Annotated in this window: 14 protein-coding genes and 5 tRNA genes; 6 read left to right on the forward strand and 13 right to left on the reverse strand. The window is 70.2% G+C overall.

What is annotated here, in order from left to right:
- Positions 1 to 63: 63 nt before the first annotated feature.
- The 4 genes from OG357_RS11065 to leuC form a co-directional block, all read right to left on the reverse strand.
- Positions 64 to 771 (reverse strand): HU family DNA-binding protein, encoded by a 708-nt coding sequence (locus OG357_RS11065; protein ID WP_329620989.1) that lies wholly within the window; start codon positions 769 to 771, stop codon positions 64 to 66.
- Positions 772 to 914: 143 nt separating this feature from the next.
- Positions 915 to 1,142 carry a hypothetical protein gene (locus tag OG357_RS11070; RefSeq protein WP_030325570.1) on the reverse strand — a complete coding sequence of 76 codons (228 nt, stop codon included), beginning with the start codon at positions 1,140 to 1,142 and terminating at the stop codon, positions 915 to 917.
- A gap of 104 nt (positions 1,143 to 1,246) precedes the next feature.
- Complete coding sequence (gene leuD, locus OG357_RS11075) at positions 1,247 to 1,840, reverse strand: 3-isopropylmalate dehydratase small subunit (RefSeq protein WP_030206236.1); 594 nt, start codon at positions 1,838 to 1,840, stop codon at positions 1,247 to 1,249.
- Positions 1,841 to 1,846: 6 nt separating this feature from the next.
- A complete protein-coding gene (gene leuC / locus OG357_RS11080) occupies positions 1,847 to 3,271 on the reverse strand; it encodes a 3-isopropylmalate dehydratase large subunit (RefSeq protein ID WP_317599486.1) in 1,425 nt (474 codons plus the stop codon).
- A gap of 140 nt (positions 3,272 to 3,411) precedes the next feature.
- Here leuC and ndgR point away from each other — a divergent pair, with 140 nt between their 5' ends.
- Positions 3,412 to 4,128 (forward strand): IclR family transcriptional regulator NdgR, encoded by a 717-nt coding sequence (gene ndgR / locus OG357_RS11085; RefSeq protein ID WP_017235973.1) that lies wholly within the window; start codon positions 3,412 to 3,414, stop codon positions 4,126 to 4,128.
- Positions 4,129 to 4,295: 167 nt separating this feature from the next.
- On the opposite strand, the gene OG357_RS11090 is transcribed toward ndgR, so the two are convergent.
- The 9 genes from OG357_RS11090 to OG357_RS11130 form a co-directional block, all read right to left on the reverse strand.
- Positions 4,296 to 4,368, reverse strand: a tRNA-Glu gene (locus OG357_RS11090).
- A 41-nt stretch (positions 4,369 to 4,409) separates the two neighbouring features.
- Positions 4,410 to 4,481 (reverse strand) — tRNA-Gln (locus OG357_RS11095).
- 14 nt (positions 4,482 to 4,495) lie between these two features.
- Positions 4,496 to 4,568 (reverse strand) — tRNA-Glu (locus tag OG357_RS11100).
- Between the two features lie 84 nt (positions 4,569 to 4,652).
- Positions 4,653 to 4,725: transfer RNA gene (locus OG357_RS11105), tRNA-Glu, on the reverse strand.
- A 41-nt stretch (positions 4,726 to 4,766) separates the two neighbouring features.
- Positions 4,767 to 4,838, reverse strand: a tRNA-Gln gene (locus tag OG357_RS11110).
- 93 nt (positions 4,839 to 4,931) lie between these two features.
- Complete coding sequence (locus OG357_RS11115; protein WP_329620990.1) at positions 4,932 to 5,654, reverse strand: HAD family hydrolase; 723 nt, start codon at positions 5,652 to 5,654, stop codon at positions 4,932 to 4,934.
- A gap of 117 nt (positions 5,655 to 5,771) precedes the next feature.
- Positions 5,772 to 7,247: a glutamate--tRNA ligase gene (gene gltX / locus OG357_RS11120; protein ID WP_329620991.1), complete on the reverse strand. Its 1,476-nt coding sequence runs from the start codon at positions 7,245 to 7,247 to the stop codon at positions 5,772 to 5,774.
- Positions 7,240 to 8,034: a fumarylacetoacetate hydrolase family protein gene (locus tag OG357_RS11125; RefSeq protein WP_329620992.1), complete on the reverse strand. Its 795-nt coding sequence runs from the start codon at positions 8,032 to 8,034 to the stop codon at positions 7,240 to 7,242. Before OG357_RS11125 ends, gltX begins: the two co-directional genes overlap by 8 nt.
- A 90-nt stretch (positions 8,035 to 8,124) precedes the next feature.
- The gene (locus OG357_RS11130; RefSeq protein ID WP_329620993.1) at positions 8,125 to 8,337 is read right to left on the reverse strand and encodes a hypothetical protein; all 213 of its coding nucleotides are present in this window, start codon (positions 8,335 to 8,337) and stop codon (positions 8,125 to 8,127) included.
- Between the two features lie 571 nt (positions 8,338 to 8,908).
- Between OG357_RS11130 and OG357_RS11135 the strand changes: the two genes are divergently transcribed.
- The 5 genes from OG357_RS11135 (at position 8,909) to OG357_RS11155 (ending at position 17,950) form a co-directional block, all read left to right on the forward strand.
- Positions 8,909 to 12,736 (forward strand): sensor histidine kinase, encoded by a 3,828-nt coding sequence (locus OG357_RS11135; RefSeq protein WP_329620994.1) that lies wholly within the window; start codon positions 8,909 to 8,911, stop codon positions 12,734 to 12,736.
- A 9-nt stretch (positions 12,737 to 12,745) separates the two neighbouring features.
- Positions 12,746 to 13,159, forward strand: a complete 414-nt coding sequence (locus tag OG357_RS11140) for a roadblock/LC7 domain-containing protein (RefSeq protein WP_015036421.1) — start codon at positions 12,746 to 12,748, stop codon at positions 13,157 to 13,159.
- A gap of 132 nt (positions 13,160 to 13,291) precedes the next feature.
- The gene (locus OG357_RS11145) at positions 13,292 to 13,696 is read left to right on the forward strand and encodes a DUF742 domain-containing protein (protein WP_024756254.1); all 405 of its coding nucleotides are present in this window, start codon (positions 13,292 to 13,294) and stop codon (positions 13,694 to 13,696) included.
- Positions 13,677 to 14,267, forward strand: a complete 591-nt coding sequence (locus OG357_RS11150) for a GTP-binding protein (protein ID WP_317599476.1) — start codon at positions 13,677 to 13,679, stop codon at positions 14,265 to 14,267. The genes OG357_RS11145 and OG357_RS11150 overlap by 20 nt, the downstream gene beginning before the upstream one ends.
- A 371-nt stretch (positions 14,268 to 14,638) precedes the next feature.
- Positions 14,639 to 17,950 (forward strand): sensor histidine kinase, encoded by a 3,312-nt coding sequence (locus OG357_RS11155; protein WP_329620995.1) that lies wholly within the window; start codon positions 14,639 to 14,641, stop codon positions 17,948 to 17,950.

A 17,950-nucleotide genomic window follows, 5' to 3' on the forward strand; every position in this document is an offset into this window, starting at 1 on the left:
CGGACGCGCCGCGGGCCGGGCTCCTGGATGGGGAGCCCGGCCCGGCGGGTGGTACCGCTCGTCCTACTTCTTGGCGGCAGCCTTCTTGGCGGTCGTCTTGCGCGCCGTGGTCTTCTTCGCGGGCGCCTTCGTCGCCGTGGCCTTCTTCGCGGCCGGCGCGGTCTTCTTGGCCGTGGCCTTGACGGCCTTCTTCGCCGCGGCCGTGGTGGTCTTCTTCGCGGCGGCGGTCGTGGTCTTCTTCGCCGCCGTCGAGGCCTTCTTCGCCGCAGCGGTCGTCTTCTTCGCCGCCGCGGTGGTGGTCTTCTTGGCCGGGGTCGCCTTCTTCGCGGCGGCCGTCGTGGCCTTCTTCGCCGGGGCCGCCTTCTTCGCGGCGGCCTTCTTGGCGGTGGTGGCCTTCTTCGCCGCGGCCTTCTTCACGGTCGCGGCGGCGGCACCACCGGTGAGGCTGCCCTTGGGGGCCTTCTTGACGGAGACCTCGCCACCCTTGGGGAGCTTCTTCGAGCCGCTGACCAGGTCCTTGAAGCCCTGACCCGCACGGAAGCGCGGAACCGAGGTCTTCTTGACCCGGACGCGCTCGCCCGTCTGCGGGTTGCGGGCGTAGCGGGCCGGACGGTCGACCTTCTCGAACGAGCCGAAGCCCGTGACCGAGACCCGGTCGCCCGCGACCACGGCACGCACGATGGCGTCGAGCACGTGGTCGACGGCTTCGGCGGCCTGCTGGCGACCGCCCATCTTGTCGGCAATCGCTTCTACGAGCTGCGCCTTGTTCACGTCTTCCCCTTCGGAGACATTGCCAGAACGAAAGTGTTCAAGCTTTTTCGCACGTTAGGCATGTATATACCGCAAATCAAACACGAAACGGGCTAATCACCCTAGTGCCGCAACGCAAAAGACCCGTCGCGGAGTTCCTGGTGTCAGTCGTCCTCTGGGAATCGGCCCTCGTCGAGGTCCTTCATCAACCGGTCCAGACGCGTTGCCGCGTCCTTGAGATCGTGCTTCGCCGCGGCCGTCACGACCAGCAGCTTCCGGGACAGCGCCATCCTTACGCCCTCCGGGACTTGCAGTGAGCGCACTCTTGTGTGCGCTTCCTTCAATCGGGCGGCGACTGACTCGTAGAGCTCGAGTTGGCTGTCGCGTTCCATGCACCGATTGTGCCATCTAGGGCGAGTTGTCGCCCGACAGGGTCCCAACAAGCGACTGCGCCCCCCACCAGGCGGTGGGGGGCGCAGTCTTGGAAAAGCGCTGCTCAGACCGTAATTGTACGGGGCTTATGGGCCGGTCGTGCCGCCTCGTAGGCCGCGATGTCGGCTTCGTTCTGAAGGGTGAGGCTGATGTCGTCGAGTCCGTTCAGCAGACGCCAGCGGGCGTTCTCGTCGAGCTCGAAGTCCGCGTCGATCCCGGCGGCCAGGACCTTGCGCTGCTCCAGGTCGACCGTGATCTCGGCGGTCGGGTCGGCCTCGGTCAGCTCCCAGAGGGCGTCCACCGTCTCCTGCGGCAGGACGACGGTGAGCAGGCCGTTCTTCAGCGAGTTGCCTCGGAAGATGTCGGCGAAGCGGGCGGAGATGACCGTCTGGAAGCCGTAGTTCTGGAGCGCCCAGACGGCGTGCTCACGGGAGGAGCCGGTGCCGAAGTCGGGGCCGGCGACCAGGACGGAGGCGCCCTGCCGCTCGGGGCGGTTGAGGATGAACTCGGAGTCCTTGCGCCAGGCCTCGAAGAGGCCGTCCTCGAAGCCGTCGCGGGTGACCTTCTTGAGCCAGTGCGCCGGGATGATCTGGTCGGTGTCGACGTTGCTGCGGCGCAGCGGGACGGCCCGGCCGGTGTGCGTGGTGAAAGCTTCCATGGTTCCTCAGACCCCCGCGGTGGTGGTGGCGTCGGACAGATCGGCCGGGGAGGCCAGGTGGCCCAGGACGGCTGTGGCGGCGGCGACCTGGGGCGAGACCAGGTGGGTCCGGCCGCCCTTGCCCTGCCGGCCCTCGAAGTTGCGGTTGGAGGTGGACGCGGAGCGCTCACCGGGGGCCAGTTGGTCGGGGTTCATGCCCAGACACATCGAGCAGCCCGCGTGCCGCCATTCGGCGCCGGCCTCCTTGAAGACCTTGTCCAGGCCCTCCTCCACGGCCTGCAGGGCGACCCGGACGGAGCCGGGGACGACCAGCATGCGGACACCGTCGGCGACCTGGCGGCCCTGGAGCAGTCCGGCGGCGTTGCGCAGGTCCTCGATGCGGCCATTGGTGCAGGAGCCTACGAAGACGGTGTCGACCTTGATGTCGCGCAGCGGCTGCCCGGCGGTCAACCCCATGTACTCCAGGGCCTTTTCGGCGGCGAGGCGCTCCGAAGCGTCTTCGTACGAAGCCGGGTCGGGGACGTTCGCCGAAAGCGGCGCACCCTGGCCCGGGTTGGTGCCCCAGGTGACGAACGGCGCCAGCGAGGCGGCGTCGATGACGACCTCGGCGTCGAAGACGGCGTCCTCGTCGGACTTCAGCGTCTTCCAGTACGCGACGGCGGCGTCCCAGTCCTCGCCCTCGGGGGCGTGGGCACGGCCCTCCAGGTAGGCGAAGGTGGTCTCGTCGGGGGCGATCATGCCCGCGCGGGCGCCGGCCTCGATCGACATGTTGCAGATGGTCATCCGGGCCTCCATCGAGAGCTTCTCGATGGCGGAGCCGCGGTACTCCAGGATGTAGCCCTGGCCGCCGCCGGTGCCGATCTTCGCGATGATCGCGAGGATCAGGTCCTTGGCGGTGACGTCCTCGGGCAGTTCGCCGTCGATCGTGATGGCCATGGTCTTCGGGCGGGCCAGCGGCAGCGTCTGGGTGGCGAGCACGTGCTCGACCTGGCTGGTGCCGATGCCGAACGCCAGCGCGCCGAAGGCGCCGTGCGTGGAGGTGTGCGAGTCGCCGCAGACCACGGTCGTGCCCGGCTGGGTCAGGCCCAGCTGCGGTCCGACGACGTGGACGACGCCCTGCTCGACGTCGCCCAGCGGGTGCAGCCGGACGCCGAACTCGGCGCAGTTCTTCCGCAGGGTCTCCAGCTGGGCGCGGGAGACGGGGTCCGCGATGGGCTTGTCGATGTCGAGGGTCGGGGTGTTGTGGTCCTCGGTGGCGATGGTGAGGTCGAGGCGCCGCACCTGCCGGCCGTTCTGGCGGAGGCCGTCGAAGGCCTGCGGGCTGGTCACCTCGTGCAGCAGGTGCAGATCGATGAAGAGGAGGTCGGGCTCGCCCTCGGCGCGCCGGACGACATGGTCGTCCCAGACCTTCTCCGCGAGTGTCCTACCCATCGCTTTCCCTCCGGCCGACGTCTACGCCGACACAACTAGAGACCCGTTTCGCGGGCCGTTGTGCGGCCGCATCACCAGAGTGCCAAGGTCCTCGGAAAATTGAACTTGCGTTTCACAGAGTGAGACGCGAATATCGTTGCATGGACAACTCTAGCGGCGTAGGCGTTCTCGACAAGGCAGCCCTTGTCCTGAGCGCCCTGGAGTCCGGTCCGGCCACCCTCGCAGGACTGGTCGCGGCGACGGGACTCGCACGACCCACGGCACATCGTCTCGCCGTGGCACTGGAACACCACCGGATGGTGGCGCGTGACATGCAGGGCCGGTTCATCCTCGGACCGCGCCTCTCGGAGCTCGCGGCCGCGGCCGGCGAGGACCGCCTGCTCGCGACCGCCGGCCCCGTGCTGACGCATCTGCGCGACGTCACCGGCGAGAGCGCGCAGCTCTACCGGCGCCAGGGCGACATGCGCATCTGCGTGGCGGCGGCCGAGCGGCTCTCGGGCCTGCGGGACACCGTCCCGGTCGGCTCGACGCTGACGATGAAGGCCGGGTCCTCGGCGCAGATCCTGATGGCCTGGGAGGAGCCCGAGCGGCTGCACCGCGGCCTCCAGGGCGCCCGCTTCACCGCGACGGCCCTGTCGGGCGTACGGCGCCGCGGCTGGGCCCAGTCGATCGGTGAGCGGGAGCCGGGCGTCGCGTCCGTCTCCGCGCCCGTACGCGGCCCTTCGAACCGCGTCGTGGCCGCCGTGTCGGTCTCGGGTCCGATCGAGCGTCTGACGCGCCACCCGGGCCGTATGCACGCCCAGGCGGTCATCGACGCCGCCGCCCGTCTCTCCGAGGCGCTCCGCCGCAACGGCTGACGCCTCCGTTCCTCCTGGCAGCCTTCTCCTGCCGACCCGTCCGAATCCTCGGCCCACCGCTTCAACGCCGCAGCGGTGGGCCGGAGTTGTACCTGCTTCTCCTGCGTGACAGCCGCGCACGAACAGCGAAGAAGCCCTCCCCCGAAGGGAAGGGCTTCCTCGTTCTGTACCCCCGACCGGATTCGAACCGGCGCTACCGCCTTGAGAGGGCGGCGTGCTAGGCCGCTACACAACGGGGGCCTTTGCGGATCAGATCCGCGGGTGCAGATGAGCTCTGCGAGCTGGCCTACCTGGACTCGAACCAAGAATGACGGTACCAGAAACCGTAGTGTTGCCAATTACACCATAGGCCATGGTGGTTACACCGTACCCCCGACCGGATTCGAACCGGCGCTACCGCCTTGAGAGGGCGGCGTGCTAGGCCGCTACACAACGGGGGCCCTAGCGATCCCACCCGGCATGAGCCGGGTGATGTCACCGCGGATTCACCGGGAGCTACCCAAGTGTTCCGCAGGATGGATCTGTACCCCCGACCGGATTCGAACCGGCGCTACCGCCTTGAGAGGGCGGCGTGCTAGGCCGCTACACAACGGGGGCTTTGTGGATGCCATCCACGAGTTGCAGATGAGCTCTGCGAGCTGGCCTACCTGGACTCGAACCAAGACTAACGGAACCAGAAACCGTCGTGCTGCCAATTACACCATAGGCCACCGGGGCAACGTCCCCACCAGGGAGGACCTTACTCGGCTTGCGCTTTCCGGGTTCTTGCCTTTCGGCTTGTTCCCCTCGGCGCAGAAAGAACATTACCCGAAGGTGGACGGTGCTCCAAAACGGGTATCCCCGCCGAGCAGGGCGGGGAGCTGGCGGAGGTCGGTGATCCGTCGCAGCTCGGGCCGGCCGCCGGTGTCCGCGCGGTCCAGCCAGATGCCCAGGAGCCCCGCCTCCACCGCGCCCCGCGCGTCGGTGTCGGGCTGGTCCCCGACGTACGCGATCTCCTCCGGGGCCAGGCCGAGGGCCGTGCAGGCGGCGTGGAAGGCCTCGGGGGCCGGTTTGGCGACACCGAGCTCGGCGGCGCACAGGACGGCCTCGAAACGGTCGTGGACGCCCAGGGCACGGAGCTTGGGTTCCTGGGCGTGGATGCTGGAGTTCGACAGGACCGCGTGCCGGTACTCGTCCGCGAGCAGGTCGAGGACGGGCAGGGCGTCGGGGAAGAGCTCCCAGGCCGCCTGGTAGTGGACGACGTACCGGTCGAACCAGTCGTCGGCCCCGGCGGCGGTGAGCTCCGGCGCCCCGAGGAAGTCCCGGACCCGGGCCCGCCGCTGGTCCTGGAAGTCGCCGCCCTCGATCTCGAAGCGGCGCCAGTGGAGTTCCGTGAGCTCCTTCCAGCGCTCCAGGGCCTGGTCGACGGAGTCGTACCCGTCGAGCAGGCCTTCGGCCGCCAGGTGCCCGCGCATGCCGGCGCGGTCGGCACCCTCGTAGTCGAAGATCGTGTCGTCCACGTCCCACAGGACGGCGCGGATGCTCATGCCACGACCGTACCGCCGCGCCCCGTCCCGCGCGGCTGTTTCGTCCGGGCCGGGAAACGCCCTGGGGGCGGCGACCGGAACTCCGGTCGCCGCCCCCAGGGACGGGATGGGCGCGGCTCAGCCGGCGAGCTTCGCCAGCGCGGCGTCGATGCGCGCCAGGGACTTCTCCTTGCCCAGGATCTCCAGGGACTCGAAGAGGGGAAGGCCGACCGTGCGGCCGGTGACGGCGACGCGGACCGGGGCCTGGGCCTTGCCGAGCTTGAGGCCGTGGGCCTCGCCGGCGGCCAGGACCGCGTTCTTGAGGGACTCGGGGTCGCTCCAGTCGGCGTCCACGAGCTTCTCGCGGGCCGTGGTGAGCAGCGCGGCCGGCTCGCCCTTCATCGCCTTGTCCCACGAGGGCTGGTCGAAGACCGGCTCCTGGAGGAAGAGGAAGTCGACGTTGGCCGTGATGTCCGAGAGGACGGTGATACGGGTCTGGGCGTGCGGCGCGATGGCCTCCCAGGCGGCGCGGTCGAAGTCCTCGGGCGCCCAGTTGGCGTGCGGGGCCTGGAGCCAGGGCTCGCAGGCCTCGGCGAAGGCCTTCACGTCGAGCATGCGGATGTGGTCCGCGTTGATCGACTCGGCCTTCTTGAGGTCGAAGCGCGCCGGGTTGGCGTTGACGTCGGCGATGTCGAACTTCGACACCATCTGCTCGATGGTGAAGATGTCCTGGTCCGCCGAGAACGACCAGCCCAGGAGGGACAGGTAGTTGAGCAGGCCCTCGCGGAGGAAGCCGCGCTCCCGGTAGAGGTTGAGGGAGGCCTCCGGGTCGCGCTTGGAGAGCTTCTTGTTGCCCTCGCCCATGACGTACGGCAGGTGGCCGAAGGCGGGGATCTCCTTGGCGACGCCCAGCTCGATCAGCGCCTTGTAGAGCGCGATCTGGCGCGGGGTGGAGGAGAGCAGGTCCTCGCCGCGCAGGACGTGGGTGATCTCCATCAGCGCGTCGTCGACCGGGTTGACCAGGGTGTACAGCGGGGCGCCGTTGGCGCGCACGATGCCGTAGTCCGGGACGTTGTCCGGGGTGAAGGTGAGCTCGCCGCGGACGAGGTCGGTGAAGGTGATCGGCTCGTCGGGCATCTTGAAGCGGACGATCGCGTCGCGGCCCTCGGCGCGGTAGCGCTCGATGCGCTCGGCGCTCAGGTTGCGGCAGGTGCCGTCGTAGCCGGACGGCTTGCCGGCCAGGCGGGCGGCGTCACGACGGGCCTCCAGCTCCACGGCGGTGCAGAAGCAGTGGTACGCGTAACCGCCGGCGAGCAGCTTCTCCGCGACGTCCTTGTAGATGTCCATCCGCTGCGACTGGCGGTACGGCGCGTGCGGGCCGCCGATCTCCGGGCCCTCGTCCCAGTCGAGCCCGAGCCACTTCAGGGAGTCGAGCAGCTGGTCGTACGACTCCTCGGAGTCGCGCGCAGCGTCGGTGTCCTCGATGCGGAAGACCATGGTGCCCTCGTTGTGCCGGGCGAAGGCCCAGTTGAAGAGAGCGGTGCGGACCAGGCCCACGTGGGGGTTGCCGGTCGGCGAGGGACAGAAACGGACGCGGATGTTCGCGTTAGCCACGCTTGATCACCTTATTGGTGAGAGTGCCGATGCCTTCGATGGTGACGGCGACCTCGTCGCCGACGTTGAGGGGGCCGACCCCGGCGGGGGTGCCGGTGAGGATGACGTCGCCCGGGAGCAGCGTCATGGCCTCGGTGATGTGGACGACCAGGTCCTCGATGGAGCGGATCATGTCGCTCGTCCGACCCAGCTGGCGCTGTTCGCCGTTGACCGTGGCCTGGATGGCCAGGTCGCTCGCGTCAGCGATGGTCATGTCCGTCTCCACCCAGGGGCCCAGCGGACAGGAGGTGTCGAAGCCCTTCGCGCGGGCCCACTGCTTCTCGCGCTGCTGGGCGTCGCGGGCGGTGACGTCGTTGGCGCAGGTGTAGCCGAAGATGACGTCCTTGACGCGCTCGCGCGGAACCTCCCGGCACATGCGGCCGATGACCACGGCCAGCTCGGCCTCGTGGTGCAGCTCGTTGGAGAAGGAGGGGTACTCGATGGCGTCGCCGGAGCCGATCACCGAGGTGGTGGGCTTGAAGAAGGCGACGGGTACGTCGGGGACCTCGTTGCCGAGTTCGGCGGCGTGCTCCGCGTAGTTGCGGCCGATGGCCACGACCTTGTTGGGGAGCACGGGCGGCAGGAGCCGTACCTTGCCGAGCGGGACCTTGGTGCCGCTGAGCTCGAAGTCGGTGTACGGGATGCCCTTGATGATGTCGAGGACGAGGCCGCCGGACTCGACGGTTCCCTCGCCCTCGACGGCGCCGAAGGCCACATTGCCGTCGATGGAGAATCTGGCGATGCGCACGAGTGCTGTCGCCCCTCACTTGGTACTGGCTGGAGTCTGACGCTCCAGGCTAACGCGGCGAGGGGTGGCCGACCGGCGGTGCCGGTGGTGTCAGCGGGACGCGGCGGCGTACGGGGCCGGCTCGTAGGGCGCGGGGGCGGTCATGAGGACGGTGCGGCGCGGGTTGGCCGTCTGCCCGGGGAGTTCGGTGGCGTACTCCGGCAGGGCGGGCCGGCCGAGCTGCGCGGCGTCCTCGAGGTGCGCGAGGGTGGAGCGGCGGGGGTTGGCCGTGGACTGGAGCGTCGCGGTGTTCGTGGGGTTCATGGTGTTGATCAGACCCTGTCCCGGGAGGGGCGCCCGTGCGGGCGCGAGCATCGTGTAAAGCGTCAGGCTAAACATGCGATTCCCTTCGAATGCATGGCTAAGACATCGATCATCGTGTGAGTTTGCTCACCAATCACTTCACATTCCAGGCATTACGGACTGCCGCGACCCGTCACGGAAACGGGCATTCCGGCACTGAATGCTCTATTCCGCTCCTGATCATCGCGACTGGGACACACGGACACCTGGACCTTTTCGAGGAGAAACGCCCGAATCCTCCGTGATCATCTTCTACATGGGGTGACACATCGGGTACGGGTTGTCATCCCGCTCCGGGTCCGACACGGGGCCCTTGTTGGAGGTCCGGCACTGTGCTGGAATTCCACGCACCGTCGCGGGTTTCAAGCCGGCGCGCAGGGGGCGCAACGCAGCGCCGGTTCCGAGTGGCGGGGAAGGGGGAACTGCGCCGGTCACCGACGACCACCTTGGGGCGCATCCTGCGTCCCCACGACGCCGACACCGTCCTCTCCGTTCACCCGGAAGGACGCCTGGTCCAGAGGTTGCGACGCTAGTGCAGGGACGTTTCAAGAGGGATGGCTCGGGGTCTCCCCAGGCCCGTCAGGGCCGAGCCGAAGCTCCGGCGGAGCAGGAACCGCGTGCCGGGACCGACCGCGGTCCCTCGGCCTCGCACACCCCCAACCAGGGCCAGGGACCGTCCGGCGACGGCGGTGACGGCAGGCGCGCGAGCACCAAGGCCGCACCGGCCGAGCCCGCCGCGGCTCCCGCCAAGCCCAAGGCCGCGAACGAGGTCGGCCCCCGAATAGCCCTGCGCAACTGGCGCATCTCCACGCGTCTGGTCGCCCTGCTGACCCTGCCCGTGGTCGCGGCCACCTCCCTGGGCGGTATCCGCATCAGCGAGTCGCTCCAGGACATCGAGCAGCTCGACCACATGCAGCTGCTGACCAAGCTGACCCGTGAGGCGACCGACCTCGCCCAGGCCCTCCAGGCCGAGCGTGACCTCTCCGCCGGCCCGCTGGCCAACGACAGGCCCATCACCGACTACCAGGTCGCGAACCCGCGCAAGCGGACCGACCGCGAGTACAAGGCCTTCCTCGACGCCACCAACGAGATCCCGAACGCCGAGGAGGACGACGCGCTGCGGAGCATCCGCCAGAACGTCAACCAGATCGCCTCGCAGGTCATCGGGCTCCACACGATCCGCGGCAACGCCTACGAGAAGGGCGTCTCCCACTCGGTGACGGTCGAGGCGTACAGCCGTCTCATCCGTTCGCTGCTCAGCCTGTCCCAGGACATGGCGCAGGCGACCAGCAACCCCGAGATGATCAAGCGGACCCGGGCGCTCGCCGCCTTCTCGTCCGCCAAGGAGTACGCCTCCATCGAGCAGGCGATCATCGCCGGCGCGCTCCCCCCGAGCGACAGGAGCTCCGGAAAGATCCAGCAGGGCGACCGCCTCTACGGCGAGGCCGCCTTCAACTCCGAGGGCGTCGAGCTCAAGTCCTTCCGGGCCATCTACGAGGACACCGGCGGCGACGCCGAGGACCTGACCGCCGCCCTCAACAACGGCGACCCGTCGATCACCGCCGCCGAGAAGTACGCCGAGCGCGTGCTGAAGTCGGACGAGGCGATGCCCGGCGGCACCAAGCGCGGTTACCTGAACTTCACCGACGAGTACGGCACCAAGATCACCGCCATGAACCGCATCGAGAGCATCCTGCTCGGCGACATGGAGAGCATGGCGCGTGAGCTGCGGCAGGAAGCCCAGCGCGACGCCATCATCAACGGTGCGCTGATCCTCCTCGTCCTCGGTGTCTCGCTCATCGGCGCCTTCATCGTGGCCCGGTCCATGATCCGCTCGCTGCGCCGGCTCCAGGACACCGCGACCAAGGTCGCCCAGGAGCGCCTGCCCGAGCTCGTCAAGCAGCTCTCCGAGTCGGACCCGCAGGACGTCGACACCTCCGTCGAGTCCGTCGGTGTGCACTCCCGGGACGAGATCGGCCAGGTGGCCGCGGCCTTCGACGACGTGCACCGCGAGGCCGTCCGCCTCGCCGCCGAGCAGGCCCTCCTCCGGGGCAACGTCAACGCGATGTTCACCAACCTCTCGCGCCGCTCCCAGGGCCTCATCCAGCGTCAGCTCTCGCTCATCTCCGAGCTGGAGTCCCGCGAGGCCGACCCGGACCAGCTGTCCTCGCTGTTCAAGCTGGACCACCTCGCGACCCGTATGCGCCGGAACGGCGAGAACCTCCTCGTCCTCGCCGGTGAGGAGCCGGGCCGTCGCTGGACCCGCCCCGTCCCGCTGGTCGACGTGCTCCGCGCCGCCGCCTCCGAGGTGGAGCAGTACGAGCGCATCGAGCTGGCCGCGGTCCCGGCGACCGAGGTCGCCGGCCGGGTCGTCAACGACCTCGTGCACCTCCTCGCCGAGCTGCTGGAGAACGCCACCTCGTTCTCCTCCCCGCAGACCAAGGTCCGTGTGACCGGTCACGCGCTGCCCGACGGCCGGGTGCTCGTCGAGATCCACGACACCGGCATCGGCCTCTCCCCCGAGGACCTCGCCGCGATCAACGAGCGGCTCGCCTCGCCGCCCACCGTGGACGTCTCGGTCTCCCGCCGCATGGGTCTCTTCGTGGTCGGCCGCCTGTCCCTGCGACACGGCATCCGGATCCAGCTGCGCCCCTCCGACTCGGGCGGCACCACCGCGCTCGTCATGCTTCCGGTCGACGTCGCCCAGGGCGGCAGGAAGCCCATGCCCAAGCCGAACGGCGCCGGCCAGGGCGCGATGCCCCCGGGTGCCTCGGCCCCCGGCGGCCGGCTCCCCGGCGGTCCCGGCGCGGCCGGTGGCCCCGGCGGCGGACGTCCGGGCGGTCCGGGCGGTCCGGGCGGTGCCCCCTCGTCGGCAGCCGGCCGGATCGGTGCCGGTGCCACCCGCGGCCAGGTCGGTACGAGCGCTCCGCGCGCCGCGCTGCCGGGTCGTGACGGCGCCCCGCTCACCGGTGGCCCCCAGCCGTCCCGTACGCAGCAGCCGCAGCACGCGCAGGACCAGACCGGGCAGCTTCCGCAGGCCCCGCAGGCGCCCCAGGCCCCGCAGCAGGACCCGCTGCGTCCGGCCCCCGGCGCTGGCGGTCTCATCGGCGGTGCCGCGAGCGCCATCCCGTCCCGTACGGACGTGTGGGGCAACCAGGGCGGCCGGCAGGCCGGACCGGGTGCCCAGCCGCAGGCCCCGCAGGGCGAGCAGCCCGCCGGTTACGGCGCCCCGCGCGCCGAGCTCCCGGGCGGCAACCCTCAGGCGCAGCGTCCGCAGGCCGCGAGCTGGGGCAACGACCCGGCGCAGCAGCCGGTCCGGCGCCCGCAGCAGGAGATGACCCCGCTGGACGCCCCGCGCGGTCACGAGGACCCGGAGACGACGGGCCGGTACGCGGCTCCGGCGGCCCCCCAGGGCCCCGGTTCCACGGGCCAGTTCCCGCGCCCCGACTTCGGTGCGCCGCAGCAGGCCCCGCAGGGTCAGCAGGCGCCCCAGGCCCCGCAGATCCAGACGTACCAGGGCGGTGTGCAGGACCCGGCGTCGACGGCGCAGTTCCCGCGCCCGGACTTCGGCGCGGCGCAGGGTCCCGGTTCCACGGGCCAGTTCGCGCGGCCGGACTTCGGCGCACCGCAGCAGGCGCCCCAGCAGCCGCAGCACGCACAGCAGCAGCCGCAGGGCTACCAGGGCGGCCAGCAGCAGCAGTTCGGTCAGCAGCCTTACGTACCGCAGGCCCAGCAGGGCCAGCAGGCCCAGCAGCAGGCTCCGGCCCCGCGGCAGCGGACCGGCGGCCCCGACTTCGGTGCCCCGCGTCCGGCGAACGAGCAGGCCGAGCAGCCGCGTCAGCCGCAGCTCCAGCAGCCCCGCCGTCCGGAGGCCCTGCCGCCGGCCGGCGCGGGCGACGGTCGTACCCCGCTGTACGACACGCTGGAGACCAACTGGTTCCACCAGGAGCAGGGCCAGCAGCAGGCCGCCCCGCAGGGTCAGGCCCCGGCCGCTCCGGTGGCACAGCGTCCGGCCGGAGGCCCGGCCGGTGCCGGTGTCGTCGACGGCCGGCAGAACGGCGGGGCCGCCTGGCGGACCTCGCCCAACGACGAGCTGGTGCGTCAGGCCGAGCGGGTGCGCAAGCCCGCGGCCGGCGGCGTCACCACCTCCGGTCTTCCCCGGCGCGTGCCGAAGGCCAACCTCGTACCCGGGACCGCACAGGAGCAGGCGCACACGGCCGGCCCCCAGGTCTCGCGTGCACCCGACGACGTCCGCGGCAGGCTCACCAATCTGCGCCGCGGCATCCAGCAGGGCCGACAGGCGGGCAACTCGACCACGGGTAACCACCAGCTCGGTCCGAACCACCAGCAGGAGCGCTAGTTGAACGCGATGAGCCAGGCGGCGCAGAATCTGAACTGGTTGATCACCAACTTCGTGGACAACACCCCTGGGGTGTCCCACACAGTGGTGGTCTCCGCCGACGGACTCCTGCTGGCCATGTCCGAAGGATTCCCCCGCGACCGCGCCGACCAGCTCGCGGCGGTCGCATCCGGACTGACCTCGCTGACCGCGGGCGCGTCCCGGATCTTCGAGGGGGGCCCCGTCGCGCAGACCGTGGTGGAGATGGAGCGCGGCTTCCTCTTCCTCATGCAGGTCTCCGACGGTTCCTCGCTGGCCGTGCTCGCCCACCCCGAGTGCGACATCGGCCTCGTGGGCTACGAGATGGCGCTGCTGGTCGACCGGGCCGGTAGCGTGCTCACCCCGGATCTCCGTGCGGAGCTCCAGGGCAGCCTGCTCCACTAGCGGGTTTTTCGCACCGACAGGGCGGTACGCCCCTCCGTACCGCCCTGAACATGTTCATCGTCCGGCCGCCCCACCCGGCCCCCCACCGGCCCCATCAGACGGCGGAAGCTCGCTGTCACGCCCGGAGGATTCATGACCCCGCCCCCCGCCTCTCACGATCCGTACGGCGCCTCAGTCGACGAGTACGGATACGAGGGCGACCAGCCGCTGGTGCGTCCGTACGCGATGACCGGCGGCCGGACCCGGCCGCGCTACCAGCTCGCCATCGAGGCGCTGGTCAGCACCACGGCCGACCCGGCGCACCTCGCCACCCTGCTGCCGGAGCACCAGCGCATCTGCCACCTGTGCCGTGAGGTCAAGTCGGTGGCCGAGGTGTCGGCGCTCCTTTCGATGCCGCTCGGTGTCGCCCGGATCCTCGTCGCCGACCTGGCAGAGGCCGGCATGGTGGCGATCCACCAGCCGGGCAACGGAGAGACCGGCGGCACGCCGGACGTGACACTGCTCGAAAGGGTGCTCAGTGGACTTCGCAAGCTCTAGCGGCGGCGCCGGCTCTCCCAGCCGGTCGACCACCAGCGCGAAGATCGTCGTGGCGGGCGGCTTCGGCGTGGGCAAGACCACGTTCGTCGGCGCCGTCTCGGAGATCAACCCGCTGCGTACCGAGGCCGTCATGACCTCCGCCTCGGCGGGGATCGACGACCTGACCCACACCGGGGGCAAGACCACCACCACGGTGGCCATGGACTTCGGTCGTATCACCCTCGACCAGGACCTGATCCTGTACCTCTTCGGTACGCCGGGCCAGGACCGCTTCTGGTTCATGTGGGACGACCTGGTCCGCGGCGCCATCGGCGCCGTCGTCCTCGTCGACACCCGCCGTCTCGCCGACTGCTTCCCCGCCGTCGACTACTTCGAGAACAGCGGCCTCCCCTTCGTCATCGCCCTCAACGGCTTCGACGGAAGCCAGCCGTACCAGCCCGAGGAAGTCCGCGAGGCCCTGCAGATCGGCCCGGACACCCCGATCATCACCACCGACGCCCGCCACCGCGCGGACGCCAAGAGCGCGCTCATCACCCTCGTCGAGCACGCCCTCATGGCCCGCCTGAAGTAACGGGCCGCAGGATCGGACGGCCCGTCGGACCGTGGACGGGCCCGTGCGTTTGTCATATGCCTCCGCGCGGGGTGATCTGTGTCCTTCGACACGGACGCCCCCGCGTTCATAACGTTTCGACAGAGAATTGGGGCGCCTCGGACACCCGACGCATCCGACCGGTGTCACTGCGCTCACATGAGCCCCGCCATTTGGCGGGGCTCGCTCTTTATGCCCGTTTTATGTCGGGCCTGGACCACGGAAAGCGGTCGCTTCCCACTGTTTGGAACGGAACCCCTTCACGTGCTGCAATTCATGAACTCCCGAGTAGTACGGCCCTGAACGAAACACCGGCACAACGTAGGTGCCGACGCCGAGAGGTTGTTGGTCGAGTGAGGCGCAGCAAGGAAAGCTCCGCGGAGCAGGAGACGCGGGGCAACTTCACCCCGCCGTCGCGCACAGCGGTGTCGCCCGCGGACGTGCCCGTGACACCGCCCCCGGCGGCGGTCCCGGGCAACTCCAGCAAGCTGTCGCCGCGCAACTGGCGGGTGCCCACCCGTCTGAACGCGATCCTCCTGATACCCGTGCTGGTCGGCCTCGTCATGGGCGGCTTCCAGGTCAAGGGAGCGATCGACACCTGGCAGGAGGCGCAGGACGCCGAGAAGACGGCCCTCATCGTGCGGGCCGCCTCGGAGTACAGCACCGCGCTCCTCAACGAGCGCGACCTCACGGCCGCTCCCCTGCTCGCCGCGAAGACCCCCGAGGACCGCAAGGCCGACGCGGTCGAGCAGGCGTACGCCGCGACCGATGCCGCTCGTCTGAAGTTCGACGAGGCCGCCAAGAACCTTCCCTCGGGCCAGGGTCTGGAGCGCCGTCTGCGGCTCTTCAAGGACGAGGAGCCGAAGCTCGACGCGCTCCGCAAGGCCGCGTACAGCCGCTCGCTCGACCCGGTGAACACCCAGCTCGGGTACACCGGCGTCCAGCACTACCTCACCGAGTTCTCCAACGAGCTCGGTCTCGGCACCGGCAACGTCACCACCTACGGCCGCAGCGTCTACGCGGTCCAGCTGGCCAAGGGCGCCGAGTCGCTCCAGCGCTCCATCGGCACGCAGCTCCTGGTCCGGCCCAGCCGGACGGAGGCGGTCTTCGCCCAGCAGTCCGTGGCGTTCAACTCGTACAACTACCTGGAGCAGATCGCCCTCGGCGAGTACAGCTCCGGCGCCCTGCCCGAGGACGTCGAGTTCCTCAAGAAGGTCATGGCCCGCAAGGCCGCCGACGGCGCGAAGCAGATGCAGGCCGCCGACGTCGAGCTACCCAAGGGCAAGGACGGCTCCGTCTACTCCGGCGTCGCCTCCGCGATCGGCACCGCCAAGAGCCCCGAGGCGCTGGCGGCCCTGAAGTCGAAGGGCATCACGACCGAGACCTGGATGGCCGTCGCGACCGCCAAGTTCGAGGGCTACTCCGAGGCCGAGAAGGCGCTCGTCGACAAGGCCGTGACCGAGGCCGTCAAGATCTCCGACGAGGCCAAGACGGACGCCTGGGTCATCGGTGGCATCGTCGTGGTCGCCCTGCTCGCCGCCTTCATCCTGGCCGGGATGATGGCCCGCCAGATGAGCCGCTCGATGCAGCAGCTGCGCACCGCCGCCTTCGGCATCGCCGAGCAGCGCCTGCCGATGCTCGTCGACCAGCTCTCCCGTACCGAGCCCGGCCGGGTCGACACCCGCGTACAGCCGATCCCGATCGACTCGCAGGACGAGATCGGCGAGGTCGCCCGCGCCTTCGACCAGGTCCACCGCGAGGCCGTCCGGCTCGCCGCCGAGCAGGCCATGCTCCGTGGCAACGTCAACGCGATCTTCACCAACCTCTCGCGCCGCAACCAGTCTCTGATCGAGGGCCAGCTGACCCTCATCACCGACCTGGAGAACAACGAGGCCGACCCGGACCAGCTGGAGAACCTCTTCAAGCTGGACCACCTGGCGACCCGTATGCGCCGCAACGGCGAGAACCTCCTGGTCCTCGCCGGCGAGGAGCCGGGCCGTCGCTGGGACCAGCCGGTGCCGCTGGTCGACGTCATGCGCGCCGCCTCCTCCGAGGTGGAGCAGTACGAGCGCATCGAGCTGGCCGGCGTGCCCGAGGCCGAGATCCACGGCCAGGCCGTGACCGACCTCGTCCACCTGCTCGCCGAGCTCCTGGAGAACGCCACCACGTTCTCCTCCCCGCAGACCAAGGTGCGCGTCACCGCGACCCGTCTCCCCGACGGCCGCGTGATGGTCGAGATCCACGACAAGGGCATCGGCCTCACCGCCGAGGACTTCGCGGACATCAACCACAAGCTGGCCAACCCGCCGACCGTGGACGCCGCCGTCTCGCAGCGCATGGGCCTCTTCGTGGTCGGCCGCCTCGCCGACCGGCACGGCATCCGGGTCCAGCTCCGCCCCTCGGGCGAGCAGGCCGGGACGACCTCGCTGGTCATGCTGCCGGACGCGATCACGCACGGTGGTGGCGGCGAGCAGCCGGTCCACGACGACTTCACCGTCTCGCAGATCATTCCCCAGCAGCAGCAGAACGCCTTCGAGGCTCCGGCTCCGCAGGCGATGCTGACCGCCGCGGACCTGGGCTTCGACGACTCGCGCTACGAGGAGCAGGGCGACGGCGAGCGCGAGCTCGACCCGGTCAACCGCTCGCTGACACGCGAGGAGCGGCGTGCGGCCCTGGGCGCCCAGGTGCAGGGCGGCGACCGTCCGCTCTTCCGCGACGAGGCGGAGCCCGCGGCGCAGGAGTACGGCCAGGGACAGCAGGAGTACGGCCAGGGCCAGGAGTACGCGCAGCCCGAGGCGTACGGCCAGGAGTACGCGGGCGAGTACGCGCAGCACCAGGAGCAGCCGCAGGAGTACGGGCAGCACCAGGAGTACGCGCAGCAGCAGTACGGCCAGGCCCAGGGCCAGGCTGGGGAGTACGCCGGCGAGTACCCGCAGCAGGGCTACGAGGCGTACCCGCAGCAGGGCTATGCGGAACCCACGTACGAGGCTCCGGCAGTCGAACAGCAGCAGTACGGCAATGCGTTCGATACCCAGCCCCACCAGGGTGAGTGGCAGGATCAGAGCGCTTACCAGGGTGGCTACGGACAGCAGTACGGGGCGGAATCGGAATCTGCTCCGGCCGCTCCCGAACAGGCCCCCGACCGCGTAGGCTTCGACCGTCCGGGTCCCACTTCGAACCCCGCCCCGGACGCCGGCCACGCGCTGACCGACGCAGGTCTGCCGCGCCGCGGCAGCGTCGCCCCGCAGACGCAGCAGGCGCCGCGACAGGCACCGCCCGCGCAGACCCAGCAGCCCGCGCAGGCGCAGCAGCCGGTGCAGGCCGAGCAGCCGGCGGGGTCGGTAGAGCAGCAGCAGGAAGCCGATGGCCCCGAGGCCTGGCGCTCGGCCAACGACGAGCGCTGGCAGCGGGCCGGGAAGCTGAAGGACCCGAAGGCGGGCGGGGTCACCTCGTCCGGTCTTCCCCGGCGGGTCCCGAAGGCCAACCTGGTCGAGGGCACGGCTGAGCAGACGCCGCAGGGCGGCCCCCAGGTCTCCCGCGCACCCGAGGACGTACGGGGCAGGTTGAGCAACCTGCGCCGCGGCGTCCAGCAGGGACGCAACGCGGGAACGGACACGAACGGATCGGGCCTCGGCCCGGGCAGTACCTACAACCAGGAGCGTTAG

Source organism: Streptomyces sp. NBC_01255 (genome assembly GCF_036226445.1).
Classification (GTDB): Bacteria; Actinomycetota; Actinomycetes; order Streptomycetales; family Streptomycetaceae; genus Streptomyces.